The organism is Pseudomonas sp. PS01301 (assembly GCF_029960215.1).
Lineage (GTDB): Bacteria > Pseudomonadota > Gammaproteobacteria > Pseudomonadales > Pseudomonadaceae > Aquipseudomonas > Aquipseudomonas coleopterorum.
In genome coordinates this window covers 41,388-58,649 of the sequence record NZ_JASCPM010000022.1, presented here as the reverse complement: position 1 = coordinate 58,649, position 17,262 = coordinate 41,388, and the positions used below count along the sequence as shown (strand labels likewise).

Sequence of the window (17,262 nt, the reverse complement as noted above, 5' to 3'; positions counted from 1 at the left end):
ATTCGAGGGGCTTGCCGCGTGGTGGTTCAAGAAGACTGCCGCTCAGGCCGCACCCGCCATGGCCACGCCCTGCCGACCCTCAAGCTTGACATGGTACATGGCCTTGTCCGCCGCCTTGAGCAACGTATCGAGGTCTTCCCCGTGCACAGGGCATAGGGAAATCCCGATGCTGCCCGACAGCGACAACTGGCCTACGCAGGTGGCGATTGGCTGCTCGATTGCGTGCAGCAGCTGTTGCGCCTTGCGGATCACGCTATCCGGGTTGGCCAAGTCCGAGACTAAGGCCACGAACTCGTCGCCGCCGTAGCGCGCCACCGTGTCATAGTCGCGAATCGCCTCGCGCATGCGCTTGGCCAACGTCTGCAAGACCTGATCGCCCACCGCATGACCTCGTTCATCGTTGATCTGCTTGAAGTGGTCGAGGTCGATCAACATCACCGCAAAGGGAATGCCCTGCTCCGTCCACTGACTCAGCGCCTGGGCGAAGCGATCCGCCAACAGGTAGCGGTTGGGCAACTGCGTCAATACGTCGTGGGTCGCCAGGAACGCCGAACGCTCGTGTTCGAGTGCAGCCGCCTCAATGGCCGAAAAATGCCTGACCAGCACCAGCGGTACCAGTACCAGGCTCGCCAGGAGTACGCTGAGGATCACCAGTACTTCGGGGCCAAGCACATCCGCCAGGCTCAGTTGTCGCTGGAAGGTCAAGGACAGCGGTTGCGTCGGGCTGTCGACGAATACGTCATCGGTCAGCCGCGGCAAGACCAGTTCGTCCCACCAACGGCTCGGCGCTGCCTCCATGGCCACGACCTGGGTGTTGTGATCATCGCTGCGCAACCGTGCGCTGACAGCCACTCGCGGATCGCTGTTGCGGCGGACGATCGCCCCCAGCAGCGCGTCGGTCCTGATCACCAGCATGGCTACCATCGTGCTGCCGAAGAAGTTGGGCAGCGTGTTCTGAGCATCCTCTTCGGGGCGCAACACCGATTTCATCAGAATGTAGGCATCGCCACCTTCGTACAGAGCGAAAACGGGCGTCGCCACCGGCACGGAACTCTGGTGGATACGCACCAAGGCGTCGCTCAGATAGGGGACGGTCTCGAGCCTCACGCCGTAGATCACATTGGTCTCCGGCAACTGCGGCGACATGAAGAGGATCGGCCAGGTCGTGTTCATGCCACTGCGGGAATCGACCACAGGGGCAGGCGGTGTGAAATCCTTCAATTGAAAATCCGGCAACCAGGTGCGCCGCAGCAGGGCCGCGAAATTGCACTGCTCGTCCTGAGGCACACTGTGCGCCACTTCCAGCATGTAGATGTGCGGATAGGCCGCCAGCACGGCGGCGCCATAGCGAGCGGCCGCATCGGTATCGCTCTGCTTGACCGCCTGCAGGAACGCGGCAAACCCGGCCAGCACCGCATCGTTGGTGTCGAGCTGGTTGCGCACACTGCTCGCGATGCTTTGCACGTACTCCGAAAAGCGGGTTTCCTGCCGCTGGATTTCCGAGCGCAACAGAGAAAATGCCGAGAATGCGATCAAGCCGAACGCCAGGCCGACAAAACCTGCGAGCGATGGGCGGCGTCTGATCAACATCGTGGCAATATCCAGCGCACAAGCGTGCACAGACTGTAAGGGTGAGAATCGTCGAAGAGATCATGCTGGCGCACGACAGGCTCTTTCTACGACAGGCATGGGGGCGGATTGCATGAGCAGTCGCCCTTGCCTCGAAAGCTAGCAAATTGCCATCTTAGCGTCTACAGCGGCTTGTCACCCGTTTGCAATCAAAACGGCACAACGACAAACTCCCCGATGCGGTCAGTCGATGACCGCATCGGGGCGTTCGGGTATTACGTTGTTAACGACGCTTCTTGGTCGATGGCTTGGCCAGTTCGAACATCAGCACCGAACGCCCGGTGACGGCGTACTCGGTACCGAAATCAAATGACTCGCCTGCCTCGAAGTCAGTCTGGTTGGTATCCAACTGCAGAATCCAACGCTTGCCTTCCGGTACTTCCGGCAGGGTGAAGCCGACCACGTCATGGTGCGCGTTGACCACGATCAACAGCGAATGGTCGACCCCGGCGCGGCGGATACCACTGGCCTGAGTGCGACCGTCGAGCAGGATACCCATGCAGCGGTTGCTGCCGTCCTGCCACTGCTCAACACCCATTTCGCTGCCGTTGGGCTGGATCCAGCTGACGTCCTTGATACCCAGGCTTTCGTCGTAGGCACCCGTGAAGAAGCGATTGCGGCGCAGCAGCGGGTAGCGGTTGCGCAGCTCGATCAGGTACTTGACGAAGTCCTGCAGCTCGGTGCTCTGCTCGCTGATGTTCCAGTCCACCCAGCCGATCTCGCTGTCCTGGCAATAGGCGTTGTTGCTGCCACCCTGGGTACGCGCGAACTCGTCGCCGGCCAGCAGCATCGGGGTGCCTTGGGCGAGGAACAGCGTCGCCAGCAGGTTACGCATCTGGCGGTAGCGCAGAGCGACGATTTCCGGATCGTCAGTCGGGCCTTCGACACCGCAGTTCCACGAGCGGTTATCGGAGTGACCGTCGCGGTTGTCTTCACCGTTGGCTTCGTTGTGCTTCTCGTTGTACGACACCAGGTCGTTCAAGGTGAAACCATCGTGAGCGGTGATGAAGTTGACCGACGACGCCGGCTTGCGGCCGCGACGGTTGAACTGGTCGCCCGAGCCCAGGAAGATTTTCGCGAAATCGCCGAGCATCTCGTCGTCGCCCTTCCAGAACGCGCGGGAGATGTCGCGGAACTTGTCGTTCCATTCCATCCAGCCCGGCGGGAAGTTGCCCACCTGGTAGCCGCCCGGACCGCAGTCCCAAGGCTCGGCGACCAGCTTGACCTTGGCCAGCACCGGATCCTGACGGCAGGCGTCGAGGAAGCCGCCGCCTTCGCTGAACCCATGAGCTTCGCGGCCCAGAATGGTCGCCAGGTCGAACCGGAAACCGTCCACGCCCATTTCCGAACTCCAGTAGCGCAGGGAGTCGGTGACCATCTGCAGGACGCAGGGGTGGCTCATGTTCAGGGTGTTGCCGGTGCCGGTGTCGTTGATGTAGTAACGCGCATCGTCTGGCATCAGGCGGTAGTAGTTGGCGTTGTCGATACCCTTGAGCGACAGGGTCGGACCCATCTCGTTGCCTTCGGCCGTGTGGTTGTAGACCACGTCGAGAATCACTTCCAGGCCGGCCTTGTGGAAGCGCGAGACCATGACCTTGAACTCGCCGATCGACGAACCCGCCATGTAGCGCGCATGGGGCGCAAAGAAGCCCAGGGTGTTGTAGCCCCAGAAGTTGTGCAGGCCCTTTTCCAGCAGATGATTGTCATCCAGGAAATAATGGACTGGCATCAGCTCCACCGACGTCACACCCAGGGAACGGATGTATTCCACCACATCGTTTTCGTGGAAGGCGGCGAAGGTGCCGCGCTCGGTTTCACGCACCGAGGGGTGACGCATGGTGAAGCCGCGCACATGGGTTTCGTAGAAAATGGTCTTTTCCCACGGCACGTTCGGCTTGGCCGTACTGCCCCAGGTGAAGGCCGGGTCGATCACGCGGCAGCGTGGCATGAACGGCGCGCTGTCGCGCTCGTCGAACGACAGATCGCCGTCTTCGTGGCCAACGATATAGCCGAACAGTGCATCGTCCCACTTCAGCTCGCCGGAAATCTGCTTGGCATAGGGGTCGATCAGCAGCTTGTTGGCATTGAAACGGTGGCCGTTTGCAGGGTCATACGGACCGTGCACACGGTAACCATACAGAGTGCCCGGGCGCGCATCGGGCAGATAGCCGTGCCAGATCTCGTTGGTGAATTCAGGCAACGCGATGCGTTCGATCTCTTCCACGCCATCGGCGTCGAACAGGCACAGCTCGACTTTGGTAGCGTTGGCCGAAAAAATTGCAAAGTTGACGCCCGACCCATCCCAGGTCGCGCCCAATGGGTACGGCAAGCCCTCGCTCACACGGCTGGCGGGACGTTCCTGGCTCGACGCACTGTCATTCATTGATTGATCAGACATGATCAAACACTCCGGAAATAGGTTGAGCCTGAGCTCTTGGGTAGACGACCAAAACGGTCTATTGATAGAAGCGCGCGCCGCGCAACAGTTCAGGATATTTTTTCAGCCTTGCGTGGTGCCTTTGGCTGCATGCCACGATCTGCGATTGAACGCACGGATGCCACAGTGCTCTTAGAACAAGCTTTGCAAGAAGGAAGAGCGCAAGCGCCCTTGAAGACAATGAGTTGACCCAATGCGTATCCTGTTGATAGAAGACGATCCAATTTTGGCGCTGTTGGCCGAGATAGCGCTGGAGGAAGATGGCCACGAGATCATCGGCCCCGCGTATGACGTGGCCGGAGCGCTGTTGCTGGCGCAGACCCATGGCATCGACATTGCATTCGTCGACATCAACCTGGACGGTCATGACGAGGGCGTAGGCTTGGCGCAGACGCTCTACGAACAGTTCAATATCCATTCGCTGTTCGTCAGTGGCCAGATCGACGTGGCCAAGGCCAACAGCGGCTACGCGCTCGGGCTGTTGTCCAAGCCCTACAGCCCCAATGACCTGTCACGCAGCGCCCACATCGTGCATGCGCTGGTTCAAGGTGAACTGCCCTTGAACCGACCGCTGCCAGTGCCCTTGAAGCTCTTTACCGAATCGCGCGGCCTATATGGAAAGAAACATGAGTGAACCCACGGATGTCTTGCGCCCTGGAACAGGACTGGGTGAAACCGAGTTCCGCGAGTTGGCCGACAACGCGCCGGTCCTGATCTGGCGTGCCGGTGTCGACAAGCAGTGCGACTGGTTCAACAAACCCTGGCTCGACTTCACCGGCAAGACGCAGAAGCAGCTCTGCGGATACGGCTGGAGCGACGACGTGCATCCCGACGATCTGGATCTTTGCACCCGCAATTATGAACAGGCGTTCGATGCCCGAGTGTCCTTCAGCACGCCTTACCGCCTGCGCCGACACGACGGCTGCTACCGCTGGTTCCTCGACCACGGCGCACCGTTCTACCGCCAGGGCGAATTCGCCGGTTACTTCGGCAGCTGCACCGACATCACTGCACAGAAAGAACTCGAGGCCCATCAGGACGTCCTGGTCTCCGAGCTCAACCACCGGGTCAAGAACAACCTGCAACTGATCATCGCCTTCTTGCAGATGTCCAAGCTACGCGCCCAGGGCGACGAAGCGCGGCAACTGCTCGAATCGGCCATTGCGCGCATTCAGGGTGTTGGTACGGTGCAGGCCGAACTGTATCGCAGCGCTTCGGGCACCGTAGACCTGGCCCATTACCTGCCGCACTTGATCAGGGCGTCGATCGAAGCCGAAGGCAATGACCGCATCCATTTCAGTGTCGACGCCGACAGCGCCTATGCGCCTTTCAAACTGGCATCGGACCTGGGCCTGATCGTCAATGAACTGGTCGCCAATGCCATCCGCCACGGCAGCCAGCCCACCACGCAGATCCAGTTTTCACTCAAGCGCCTGCCCAGCGGCGAGCTGCAACTCAAGGTACGCGACCGTGGCCAGGGCTTTACCGCAACCCAGCTCAGCGATGCTGGCGCCGCCGCGCCCAAGCTCAGTGGCCAAGGCCTGATCGGCGCACTGGCCAAACGCTGCGGCGCGGTCCTGCACCGCAGCAATGCGGGCGGTGCCGTGGTGACGTTGACCTTGCCGCATCCCTAGCCTGCGCCGTTGACCTCGTCGTGGTGTTTAGTGCTTCAAGCCCAATCAGCATGACCGACCAGGTGGATGAATCCGGCATCGCCTTGTGTCAGTCCAGCAGACTCCTCGGAGTTGGCGATAGTGAATGCGACCTGTCCACGGCTCGTACCTGCGTCCAGCAAGTTGACCCAATGAGCGAGACCTCCAGCGTCGCTGCCTCTGTCGAGGACATTGTGATACAGCTTTTCGACAAAGGCTGCATTGCTGGCATTGGGCAGGCTTTGGGAGAATTCGGCAGATTGCACAAAACCATCCGCAACCTGGGCACCGGCTCCGCCTGAGGCGCTCTGGGAAAGCCAGGACTTCAGGCCTTCGATGTCGGGGGCACGACCCAGAATGGTATACAGACGACCAATGCTTGCCTGCGCCGAGTCGAGAACGAACAGTCCGCGATCTGTGAAATCGAGAACATTGAAGCCATTCAGGTCGAAGTGCGCAGCAGCTCCCGTCGCACGACTGACCGATAGGGTGTCGTTGTCGAGCGCGCTGATCGTGTAGGCCGATGCAGCGTCGTTGAAAATAAAGGTGTCGATACCGGCCTTGCCAGCCAGGTGCGAAACCGCATGACTGTCGAGGATGACCTCCTGCTCACTGATCTGATCATCACCCGCCGTGCCGGTGGCAACCCCCTTACCCACTGCCATATCCAGAGTGTTCCAGGCGTTATGAGCCACGATCCTGATGAACCCCGTCTCGCCTTCGGAGAGGTCATGGCTCTCGCGCGAATTCAGGAAGCCATCAGCGACCGTTGCTCGACTCACACCCGCCTGCAGCAGCGCGTTCCAGGACGACACACCTGATGCTTCACCTGTGCGATGCAATACAGTCTGATAGAGATCAAGGACAAAATCCTTGTCACCCAGCAAGCTGTAGCGCTGCATCGCTTCGGTGGAATTCAGAAAGGCATCGCGAATCTCTGCATCCGAAGTGCCCATCGCCTGCTGCGTCAGCCAGTGATTCAAACCCTGATAATCGGGCGTCCGACCGAACAGTGAGTAGAGCCTGGCAACGTCGGCCTGATCCTCGGTGAGCGCGATGTGATGTGTATCCATCCCGAAACTCAACGAAACAGTGGCGTCACTCTCGGTGTTGAAGGCGCCATACCGGCTGCGAAAAGCCATGAGCAGCTCGTCAAGATTGGCAGTGCGGTCGCTGAAAGCCAGCTTTTCGACGCTTGAAAGTGTGTCCACATCGAACGTTTGCGCATCATGAACGCTGAGGGTGCCATCACTCACGAGCGCGGCATCGTAGGGTGCGAAGTAGCGCGCCCCCGTTTGGCCATACACAGCGGTGTCGATGCCGTTGTCGCCGTTGAGGATGTCCGAGCCCGACCCACCCACCAGCCGATCGTCGCCATCGCCGCCCTGCAACTGGTCGTTGCCTGCGCCCCCATCGAGAACGTTATCACGGGCATTGCCGATCAGCGTATCCGCGCCTGCACCGGTGATGGCGCTCTCGATCACCGTACCGCGCGCGATGGCAACATTCGATAAACCGCCGTATACGCTGGAAAACGCTTCACTTCTCAAATCGATCGTCTGAGCCCCGCCATAGGCGCTGACATCGATTCTGTCGTTGCCGCCTGAATCGTAGATCGTGCCCACCAGGCCAGGCACGAAGACGGTTCCGGCCTTGATGTCAGCGTTGTTCAAACGGTAGGTATCGTCACCCGTGCGGGTAGCGGCGGTGCCGTACAGCGACTGGATGGCGACGATATCCGCCAGCATCGGCGTGACGACATAGCCGAAAGAGGCATTGGAATAGGTATTCTCGTCCTGACTGAAATAGGACATCACCGAGTATTTCCAGCTGTCCTCTTGATAGAAGGCATTGTTGGGAAAGGACGCGCTGCCGTTGTAGTTGCCCGCATGGCCCAACCCCAGCGCGTGACCGATTTCATGAATGTAGGTTTGCACATAATACCAACCGTAATTCACCCAATCGGAAGCGATGTTGACGCTGCTGTCCGAGATGATGCTCCCTGCATAATTGGAATTGGCGTACGCGCCGCTTTTGTTTTCGCTGAAATTGATCGCACCAGCAGCGGTGGTTTCCACAAACTTGAGGCCACTGACGTTGGTCCAGGTCTGCAGCGCATATTTGGCAACAGCCTGAGCGTTTGCGCTCAAACGGGTCAGGTTGACGGTGAGCGAGTCACCAGCGTGGACATTGAAATGATGCTGGGAGCCGCCGTAAGCGTCGCGCCAAAAGCCATCGGTCAGGTAGTTGGCCTGCTGGTCCAGCGTCAGGTGCTCAAGTTTAGCCTGGCTGATGGCTGTGTGTTTACTCACCTCTTGGCCGATCACTCCTTGGGCCCAGAGTTGGGTGAGTGAATCGCACATCGAACACATGTAGAAACTCCGGGGCGAGGCAGGCCTTGCCAAGTCAATGACACAAGAATCAGGTATGAATGGGTGATGAGTTCAAGCCGCTGAGCACGCTCTGAAAGCAGGCGTCATGACCTTCACGCGCGTCCGACCCGCCTTGGTCTTGACGAGGGTGCTGCTCTTCGGGAAGGCACGGCAGGGCGCGGTCGAAGACCTTCAACGCCTATTCCTGACGACGTTATCGGCATGTTGTCCGGCGACTGAAGCGATTTTTCCAGGAGTCGACCAAATACATCTGGGAGAAGCTTGGGAAAGCGCTCTGGCGGGTCAGGCGCTGTCAGCAGGTTGGACTGGGAGCTGTCACGCCCCCTTTTCTGTGAGTGCTGCGGCCCTACAACGGGCTGCCTTCGTCGGTCTTGATCAGCCCGGCCAGAATGTCGCTGCCATCGCTCTCTGCAAGCTGTGCATACCATTCCCGGGTTTCGTCAGGCATTTCGCCGTGGATGATCGCCGCCCGTTTGCGCGCCTTGGTCACCAGGCTAGCCACCCGATCAGCTCGCGCCGACTCATAGGCTGCCAGCGCAGCCGTCGGCGTGCGTTCGCGTTCGATGCAGCGGGCGAGCACCCAGGCATCCTCCATGGCCTGGCAACCGCCCTGCCCTATGTTCGGCGTCATGGCATGGGCCGCATCGCCCAGCAGGGCGACCCGTGTACTGACCAGATGGGGTACCCGCGCGGTGTCGTGGATTTCCACACGGGCCACGGCTGCGGGGTCCAGGCGCTGCAAAAGACGCTGAACCGGCTCGGGCCATTGCGCGAAATGCTGCTCCAGTTCCGCGCGATAGTGCTCACGAACGTTCGGTGTGCCGGCTGGCAACGGCACGTCGAAGAAGAAATACAGTTCATCGTTGCCCATGGGCATCAATGACACCCGCTTGTGCTCACCCACGTACTGAACCCATTCATCGGCAGGCGCCAGGTCCGGCGACGCCTTGATCCGGCCGTTCCAGTTGACGTAGCCACAATAGCGTCGGGGAACCGGCTCCCCGGCAATGGTATCGCGCAGCAACGAATGGGTACCGTTGGCAGCGATCAACAGATCGGCCGTTACCGTTTCACCCGTCGACAACCTGACCTGCACGTCCGTCTCGTTTTCCTCATAGTCCACGCACGCCACGCCTAGCGTCACGTTCTGCATCCCGACCGCTTCCAGCAAAATGTTTTGCAAACGCGCCCTGGCGATGGGAAACGCCCGGCGTCGAGCGTACGTGTACAAGGGCTGCAGGTCGAACCGCGTGAGCAAGTGGTCCTGATGATCGCTGTAGCTCATGCTCCGCATGTGCCCGCCAGCCTGCTCGATGGAGTCGCCTAGGCCAAGCGCATCCAGCACGCGGACACCGTTGGGCCAGATGGAAATCGCTGCGCCGACGGGGGCGAGTTCTGCCGCACGCTCATAGAGGTGCACCTGATGGCCGGCCTGCTGCAAGGCTGCAGCTGCGGTCAAGCCGCCCATGCCGGCGCCGGCAATGACGATGTTCAAGGATTCCATGGTCTCTCCGCTGAGATCGGGTTTGCCAATCACCGTGCAAAAAGCTGACCAAGTGATCAGGAACCGTCAATAGCGTAAATCACGCCTGCCGGTGCAGCGAAGGCGGCCCATGATCGGCGTCAAACCAGTGCGGCATTGTTGAATGCGCACCGGTTTGTAGCATCGAGACTCAACGCAAAAGGTTGTTCTTTGCCAGGTTCACCAGCTCCTTGGCGCGCCCGTCAAGCACCGCGCGCATCATGAACAAGCCAAAGCCCTTGACGTTGGCCGCGGTGATTTCCGGCGGCATGATCAGCTCCTGACGTTCGCTGACCACGTCCACCAGCACCGGTCCATCGTGCTCGAACGCTTCGACCAGGGCCGCGCGCAGATCCTGCGGCTTCTCCACGCGAATACCCTTGATGCCCATGCCTTGGGCGAACGTGGCGAAGTTGGGGTTCTTCAGCTCGCAGCCAACGTCCACCAGACCACTGGCCTTCATTTCCATCTCAACGAAGCCCAAGGTGCCATTGTTGAGCACGATCACCTTCACCGGCAGGTTGGCCTGGCTCAGGGTCAGGAAGTCCCCCATCATCATGCTGAAGCCACCATCACCGGACATCGATACAACCTGACGCTGCGGGTACGCCGCCTGAGCGCCGATGGCCTGCAACATGGCGTTGGCCATTGACCCATGGTTGAAGGAGCCGATCAGGCGGCGCTTGCCGTTCATCTTCAGGTAGCGCGCGGCCCAGGCCGTGGGCGTGCCCACGTCGCAGGTGAACACAGCGTCCTCGGCTGCCAGCTCACTGACCAGCCGGCTGACGTATTGCGGATGGATGATAGTGCTGTTCGGACCGCTCTCGGCGAGGTCGTCGAGGCCCTTGCGCGCGCTGTCGTAGTCCGCCAGCGCCTTGTTCAAGTGCATGGTGTCCGTGCGCTCCTCCAGCCGTGGCAACAGTTGCTGCACGGTGTGCTTGATATCACCGATCAAGCCGATGGCCAGCGGGCAACGGTTGCCCAAGGCTTCAGGCTGCAGGTCGATCTGAGCGATGCGCGAATGTTCGGGAAAGAACTGCCGATAAGGGAAGTTGGTACCCAGCATCAACAGGGTGTCGCACTCTTTCATGGCATTGAAGCCGGAGGCGAAGCCGATCAAACCGGTCATGCCTACATCGTAGGGGTTGTCGTACTCCAGATGTTCCTTGCCACGCAGCGCATGCACGATCGGCGCCTTGAGCTGCTTGGCCAGGGCGACGACTTCGCTGTGGGCGCCTGCGCAGCCAGCACCGCACAGCAGCGTCACGCGCTTGCCGCCGTTGAGAAACTGCGCAAGTTCGTCGATTTGTGCGGGCTCGGGCACCACGACCGGCTTCGGTGGCGCGATCCACTGGCTCACCGTAGCTTCAAGGGGGCTCAATGCCACGTCACCCGGAATCACCACCACAGCAACACCGCGGCGGCTAATGGCCACGCGCATGGCGCGCTCGAGAATCTGCGGCAATTGCTCGGCACGCGACACCAGCTCGACATAGTGGCTGCAGTCCTTGAACAGTGATTCCGGGTGCGTCGCCTGAAAGTAGTCGATACCGATTTCACTGCTGGGAATATGCGCCGCGATGGCCAGCACCGGCACACCGCTGCGGTGGCAATCGAACAGGCCATTGATCAAGTGCAGGTTGCCTGGGCCACAGCTGCCGGCACACACCGCCAGTTCACCGGTAAGGTGAGCTTCGCCACCGGCAGCGAACGCACCGGCTTCTTCGTTGCGCATGTGTATCCAGTCCAATCCGCCCAGACGACGCATCGAATCGGTAAAACCATTCAATGAATCGCCGACGACGCCATAGACGCGCTTGACGCCGGCTTGCTTGAGAGTATTGACCATGAAATCGGCTGCGGTAGGCATTCGGCGCTCCTTCGAAATATAAGTTCAAGGATCTGAGTGCCGGGCTGCCGACGGTGTTCCAACCGATTTATTAACAAAAAGATAGGTTGGGGGTTCGCTGATGTCTAAGCGCAGACCTTTAAGCTCGGCTTCTAAAGGGCAGCCGCGCTGAGCGAGAGAGGTGTTCAAATGCAAGAAGGCCCGACGGATGCCGGGCCTTCTTAATAAGCGTTAGCGAAAGCTTGAACGAACTATCAGTTTAGCAATTCCGCTGGCACGGTGCCGCCGTTTTCGGCGAGCTTTTTCATCACAGCCGAATGCAACCAGGTGTTCATGGCCGCGGAGTCATCGGTCGAACCGGTGTAGTGCAATTCTTCGGCAAGTTCCTTGCGAGCGGTCAGACTGCTGTCCAGACCCAGCAGTTTCAGCAAATCGACGATCGAAGTTCGCCAGTTCAGCGTCTCACCGTGATTGGCGGCCAGCGCTTCGAGTTTTTGAGCGACATCCACCTGGGTAATCGGCGCAGCCGAAGGCTGGTTGGTCACGGTGGTGGTTGGCGAGGCACCTGGCGCCGGGGCGGCAGGGGTTTGCGTAGAAGCGTCTGCGTCCGGAACCGCGTGCTTGCCGATACCCAGTTTCTCGAGGATGCTGCTAAAAAAGCTCATTTCGTATCTCCAGATTTCTTGGCTGCTGCCGTGGATTCGACAGCCTACTTAAGACCTGACCCCCCGGGTTGCCGAAAAGTTTTATCGAATCGGCGACATTCCCCACACCCACCCTCCTAGAGAGGTGAATTAAAGTGTTAAAACACGTTATTTAGTTGTGGCGTGAATGCGCGTACTGCGCCAGAATCCTTCCTCGATACCTTTACCGTTCTTATCCACGATCCATACCACGATCCATGCCTGGGGATACCAATGTCCAAACTTGCTGAATACCGTCAACTCGAACGTCATCTGGCCGAACAACTTGCCGCACTCGAAGCCATGAAAGGCGACAAGGGTCTGGAACAGGAAATCGAGTTCGAAACCAAGTTGCGTGCGTTGTTGGGCGAATACAATAAAAGCCTCAAGGACATCGTTTCCATTCTCGATCCGCAGCATGGCGGCAAATCGACCAAGGCCCCTGCCGCACCCGAGAAGGCAACCCGCAAGCCGCGCTCCTTGAAGACCTACAAAAACCCGCATTCGGGTGAAGTCGTCGAAACCAAGGGCGGCAATCACAAGACGCTGAAAGAATGGAAAGCCGAATACGGTTCCGACACCGTCGAAAGCTGGTTGAGCTAGGGTCTGTTTGAAAAGTCTTGAGACGAAGGTCAGGCAAGGCGAAAACAGCCGAGGAAGCGGAGTTTACGGGTTGTAAATGAGCATTCCGAGGCTGTTTTCAACGCAGCATCACCGAGTATCAAGGCTTTTCACACAGAGCCTAAGTCACACCCACCGGCAAGCGGGACCACGCGGCCCGCTTGCCGGACTGCCCCTTCCCTTCCGATACCCTCCCTTCCGAAGATTGCCGATGTATCCCACCACGCCCGATGGACGCTATTTCGTAGTACGCGGTCGACTCTGGCGCTGCAGCAATCCTGCCCTTCCCGAAAACGTGCGCCAGCATTGGGTCAACGCGCTGATGGATGCCCGGCGAGCCGTCAAGGCTGCCAAACACGCCGAAGATCCCCAGGCGCTGAAACAGGCGCGTGCGCAGGTCGACGCTGCCAAGCAGGCCTTGGGCGAACGGGGCGAAGTGTGGTGGACCGACGGCAGCGCCGACATGAATCGACGCATGGCGCGCAATACCGTTTATGCAGATTGGTACGCGGGGCTGGATGAGGCATCGCTGAAGTAGCGCGCCACGGCAAGGCTGGACCGCGCCGAGACTACCCCGGCGCGGCATACAGCGATCAAACGCTGACGGTGGGTACGCCATCCATCAGCTTTTCCAGGGTGATCGGCAGGTTGCGCACCCGCTTGCCCGTGGCATGGTAGACCGCATTGGCCACCGCCGCCGCCAAACCGGTCACACCAATCTCACCGACCCCACGCGCACCGTACTCGTTGAGGTTGTAGTCCGGGTAATCGAGCAGAATTACATCGATCTCCGGCTGGTCGGCATGCACCGGCACTACATATTCGGCATAGTTGTTGTTCACCGGCATGCCATTGCGCTCGTCGTAGTCGGTGGACTCGAACAACGCCATGCCGATGGCCATGACGATCGCCCCTTCGACCTGATTACGCGCGGTCTTGCCGTTGATGACCTTGCCGACGTCGATGGCGCTGACCACACGAGACACCCGCAGGCGCGAGATGCCCGGATCCCAGCGAACCTCGACGAAATGCGCGCCGAACGAACTGAAGGCGTGCTTCTTGGTGTCGGCCATGCCGGTATGGGCCTCACCCTCGGCACTGGCGATCTTGAGCTTCTTCAGCACTTCGGCGAATTCCAGGCTGGTCGAGCCATCCTGCAGACGACCGTTGCTCACCGTGATCGCTTCCGCCTTGGCGTTGGGCAACCCGCCCTCCTCGGAAGCGGCAAAGCTCTTGAGTTGGGTAAGCGCTGCACGGGTGGCCTCGGCCACGGCGGGCAGTGCGCTGGCCGTCATCCAGGAGCCGCCGGAAACCGGCGCGGGTGGATAGGACGAATTACCCAGCTCCACTGTGATCCTGTCCAAAGGCAGACCGGTGATGTCGCTGACACACTGGGCGAGCACCGTGTAGGTACCGGTGCCGATGTCCTGGCCCCCGCAATACACCACGGCACGGCCGTCGGCCGTCAGCGAAACCCGTGCTTCGCAGGGCGTGCGGAAGGCATCCCAGTTGCACTGTGCCATGCCGTAGCCGACGATTTCATGGCCATCGCGCATGCTGCCGATACCGGGCTTGCGATTGGCCCAGCCAAAACGTTCCGCACCTTGAGCCAAGGCTTCGCGCAAATGGTTGCCCGACCAGGGCAGGTTTTCCTGCTCGTTCTGCTCGGCCCAGTTCAACTGACGGAACGCCAGCGGGTCCATCTTGCAGCGCTCGGCCAGCTCGTCGATGGCCGACTCCAGCGCGAACAGGCCGGGTGCCGCACCCGGCGCACGCATCGAGGTCGGTGCCCCGCGGTTGACCTGGACCGTGCCGTGGGTGACCTCGACATTGGCACACGAATACAGGCTGGCACTCATGCCCCCGCAGTTCTCGACGTACTGGTCGCCAATGCCAGTGGTGTTGAGCGATTCATGCCGCAGGGATACCAGCTTGCCCTTGCCATCGGCGGCCAGGCGCATGCGCTGCCGGGTTTCCGGACGATGGCCCACGGTGGTGAACATCTGCGCCCGTGGAATCACCAACTGCACGGGGCGACCGACCACCTTGGCAGCGGCGCAGGCCGCGACCGAGTGCGGCCAGATCCATAGCTTGCCGCCGAACCCCGAACCAATGAAAGGCGCGCGAACTTCGACGCGTTCGGTCGGCAGGCCGAAAATCTGCGCCAATGTGTTGCGATGGACTACTACCGACTGGGTCGATTCGTACACCACCAACTTGCCGTTGTCCCACATGGCCACGGTGGCGTGCATCTCCATCGGGTTGTGGGTTTCCACCGGCGTCGTGTAGGTGGCATCGACCGTCTGTGCACCACCGTCGAACGCACCGGCCGGATCGCCGCGCTTGTGACCCTGCCCACCATCGGCAGCCGCCTTGCGCTTTAGACCCTGCTCCAGATTGGCTGCGGCGGCACTTTCGCTGTAGCTGACCTTGACCTTGTAGGCCGCCTCACGGGCGTGCTCGAACGTGTCGGCCACCACCAGCGCCACGAACTGACCGGCATAGCGCACCACGTTGTCTTCGAAAGGCAGCCGTTTTTCATCGGTACGTGAGCCCGACAGCACGCCGGCCAGGGAAAACGGCACGGGCGAGGTATGGAACGCCTGGGGAAAATTGCCGTGGTGCAGAATTTCCAGCACGCCGGGCGAGCGCCGTGCAGCATCGATGTCCAGGGACTTGATCGAGCCACTAGCTACGGTGCTGTAGACACCGTAGGCGAAAACCATGCCCTTGGGCTGATGGTCGGCTGCATAGTGCGCGGCACCGGTGACCTTCAGGCGACCGTCGACGCGGCGTGGGGATGCTCCCATGATTGACTCGCTCATGCGATGGCTCCTGTGCCCAGTGTGATGAGGTTGCGCACGATGGCCTGCTGCCCCAGCGGGATCTTGTAGGCATTGTGGGCATACGGCTTGGCGCCTTGCAGGGCAATGGCTGCGGCCTTGGCAAAATTCTCCGGGGTCGCCGCCGCGCCACGCAGCGCACGCTCGGCTTCGAGCGCACGCCACGGCTTGGTGCCGACGCCGCCCAAGGCAATGCGCGCCTCACGGATGACCTGACCGTCCATCACCAGGATCACCGCGCTGGAGGCCAGAGCGAACTGGTAGGAAGCCCGATCACGCAGCTTCAGGTAGGCAGATTTGCCGCCCGCCAGAGGCGCGTTCAACGTGACGTGCGTGATCAATTCGTCAGGCTGCAGGGCGTGTTCTTTCCAGGGAGTCGCGCCAGGCAGCAGATGGAAGTCCTGGAAGTCGATTTCCCGTTTGCCGTTGGGGCCCTGCACCTGAACGGTGGCGCCGATCGCCGCCATGGCTACGCACATGTCCGACGGGTGGGTGGCAATGCACTGATCGCTGGTGCCCAGCACTGCATGCACGCTGCGGTTGTGTCCGCCGATGGCAGCGCAGCCGGATCCGGGTGTACGTTTGTTGCAGGCAGAAACGCCGTCGCGGAAGTAGTTGCAGCGTACTCGTTGCATGACATTGCCGGCCGTGGTGGCCTTGTTGCGCAGTTGCGTGGTGGCTCCCGACAGCAGTGCCTGGGACAACACCGCGTAGTCGCTCTTGATGCGCGGATGATTGGCCAACCCGGTATTGGTGACCATGGCCCCGATGCGGGTGCGACCGTCACTCAAGGTCTCGACCTGGTCCAGCGCCAGGGCATGCACATCGATCACTCGATCGGGCTGCATGATGTCGATCTTGACCAAATCCAGCAGCGTCGTGCCACCGGCCAGAAACGCCGTGGCTTCATTGCGGGCATGGGTGGCAACGGCCTGTTCGGGGCTGGTTGCGCGGGTGTATTCCAAGGCTCTCATCAGCTGGCTCCCTGTACTTTGCCACGGGCATCCTGCACGGCGGCGAGGATGTTCTTGTACGCGCCACACCGGCAGATGTTGCCGCTCATGGCTTCGCGCACGCTGGCGTCATCGGCACCGATGTTCGGGTCCTTGATGATCGCCGCGGCCGTCATCATCTGGCCCGAGGTGCAGTAACCGCACTGAAACGCGTCGTGGGCCCAGAAGGCTTCCTGAATGGGGTGCAGCTGACCATTGCGCTCCAAGCCCTCGATGGTGGTGATTTCGTCACCTTGGTGCATCGCCGCCAGGGACAGGCAGCTGTTCACCGGCTGGCCATTGATGTGCAAGATGCAGGCGCCGCACTGGCCATGGTCACAGCCCTTCTTGGTGCCGGTCAGCTGCAGGCGATCGCGCAGCACGTCCAGCAGCACGGCATTGCCAGGCACATTGAGGGTGTGCGGCTGGCCGTTGACCTTGAGCGTGATCCGCTGCTCGCCCTTGGCCAGCGGCTTTTCGCTGTCATCGATGGGCGCCAGCTGCGCGGCCTGGGCCCAGACCGGCGCGGTCGCAGCCGCCATGCCCGATATGCCCATGGTCCGCAGAAAGTTACGGCGCGACGGCGTGGTCAGCTCCTTGAACAGCTCGCCGGAGCCTTCGGGATCTGAGGAAGTTTTTTC

The 17,262-nt window shown here is 60.6% G+C and carries 13 protein-coding genes; 4 read left to right on the top strand and 9 right to left on the bottom strand.

The window, feature by feature from the left end:
- Positions 1–42 precede the first annotated feature (42 nt).
- Both QMX89_RS13355 and glgX read right to left on the bottom strand, forming a co-directional pair.
- Positions 43–1,590 (bottom strand): GGDEF domain-containing protein, encoded by a 1,548-nt coding sequence (locus QMX89_RS13355; RefSeq protein WP_282348573.1) that lies wholly within the window; start codon positions 1,588–1,590, stop codon positions 43–45.
- Between the two features lie 262 nt (positions 1,591–1,852).
- Positions 1,853–4,027 carry a glycogen debranching protein GlgX gene (gene glgX, locus QMX89_RS13350; protein ID WP_244156859.1) on the bottom strand — a complete coding sequence of 725 codons (2,175 nt, stop codon included), beginning with the start codon at positions 4,025–4,027 and terminating at the stop codon, positions 1,853–1,855.
- A 232-nt stretch (positions 4,028–4,259) separates the two neighbouring features.
- Here glgX and QMX89_RS13345 point away from each other — a divergent pair, with 232 nt between their 5' ends.
- Entirely contained in the window at positions 4,260–4,700 is a 441-nt protein-coding gene (locus QMX89_RS13345; protein WP_049859879.1) for a response regulator, read from the top strand.
- Positions 4,693–5,700 carry a histidine kinase dimerization/phosphoacceptor domain -containing protein gene (locus QMX89_RS13340; protein ID WP_049859878.1) on the top strand — a complete coding sequence of 336 codons (1,008 nt, stop codon included), beginning with the start codon at positions 4,693–4,695 and terminating at the stop codon, positions 5,698–5,700. The genes QMX89_RS13345 and QMX89_RS13340 overlap by 8 nt, the downstream gene beginning before the upstream one ends.
- Positions 5,701–5,735: 35 nt before the next feature.
- Here the strand turns inward: QMX89_RS13340 and QMX89_RS13335 are convergent, their stop codons facing one another.
- The 4 genes from QMX89_RS13335 to QMX89_RS13320 form a co-directional block, all read right to left on the bottom strand.
- Positions 5,736–8,090 carry a DUF4214 domain-containing protein gene (locus QMX89_RS13335; protein ID WP_282348570.1) on the bottom strand — a complete coding sequence of 785 codons (2,355 nt, stop codon included), beginning with the start codon at positions 8,088–8,090 and terminating at the stop codon, positions 5,736–5,738.
- 367 nt (positions 8,091–8,457) lie between these two features.
- A complete protein-coding gene (hpxO, locus tag QMX89_RS13330; RefSeq protein ID WP_282348569.1) occupies positions 8,458–9,615 on the bottom strand; it encodes an FAD-dependent urate hydroxylase HpxO in 1,158 nt (385 codons plus the stop codon).
- Between the two features lie 169 nt (positions 9,616–9,784).
- Entirely contained in the window at positions 9,785–11,503 is a 1,719-nt protein-coding gene (gene poxB, locus QMX89_RS13325; RefSeq protein ID WP_090358992.1) for a ubiquinone-dependent pyruvate dehydrogenase, read from the bottom strand.
- A gap of 233 nt (positions 11,504–11,736) precedes the next feature.
- Entirely contained in the window at positions 11,737–12,147 is a 411-nt protein-coding gene (locus QMX89_RS13320; protein WP_056842230.1) for a DUF3597 domain-containing protein, read from the bottom strand.
- Between the two features lie 252 nt (positions 12,148–12,399).
- On the opposite strand from QMX89_RS13320, the gene QMX89_RS13315 reads away from it, so the two are divergent.
- Entirely contained in the window at positions 12,400–12,768 is a 369-nt protein-coding gene (locus QMX89_RS13315) for a histone-like nucleoid-structuring protein, MvaT/MvaU family (protein ID WP_049859873.1), read from the top strand.
- Positions 12,769–12,997: 229 nt separating this feature from the next.
- Positions 12,998–13,324 carry a hypothetical protein gene (locus QMX89_RS13310; protein ID WP_049859872.1) on the top strand — a complete coding sequence of 109 codons (327 nt, stop codon included), beginning with the start codon at positions 12,998–13,000 and terminating at the stop codon, positions 13,322–13,324.
- Between the two features lie 55 nt (positions 13,325–13,379).
- Here QMX89_RS13310 and QMX89_RS13305 read toward each other — a convergent pair whose 3' ends face one another.
- Genes QMX89_RS13305 through QMX89_RS13295 form a run of 3 tightly spaced genes read right to left on the bottom strand, consistent with a single transcriptional unit; the run spans position 13,380 to position 17,178 of the window.
- Positions 13,380–15,611 carry a xanthine dehydrogenase family protein molybdopterin-binding subunit gene (locus QMX89_RS13305; protein ID WP_192000462.1) on the bottom strand — a complete coding sequence of 744 codons (2,232 nt, stop codon included), beginning with the start codon at positions 15,609–15,611 and terminating at the stop codon, positions 13,380–13,382.
- Positions 15,608–16,603, bottom strand: a complete 996-nt coding sequence (locus QMX89_RS13300) for a xanthine dehydrogenase family protein subunit M (protein ID WP_282348565.1) — start codon at positions 16,601–16,603, stop codon at positions 15,608–15,610. The genes QMX89_RS13305 and QMX89_RS13300 overlap by 4 nt, the downstream gene beginning before the upstream one ends.
- Entirely contained in the window at positions 16,603–17,178 is a 576-nt protein-coding gene (locus tag QMX89_RS13295) for a (2Fe-2S)-binding protein (protein WP_282348598.1), read from the bottom strand. Before QMX89_RS13295 ends, QMX89_RS13300 begins: the two co-directional genes overlap by 1 nt.
- Between the last annotated feature and the right edge of the window lie 84 nt (positions 17,179–17,262).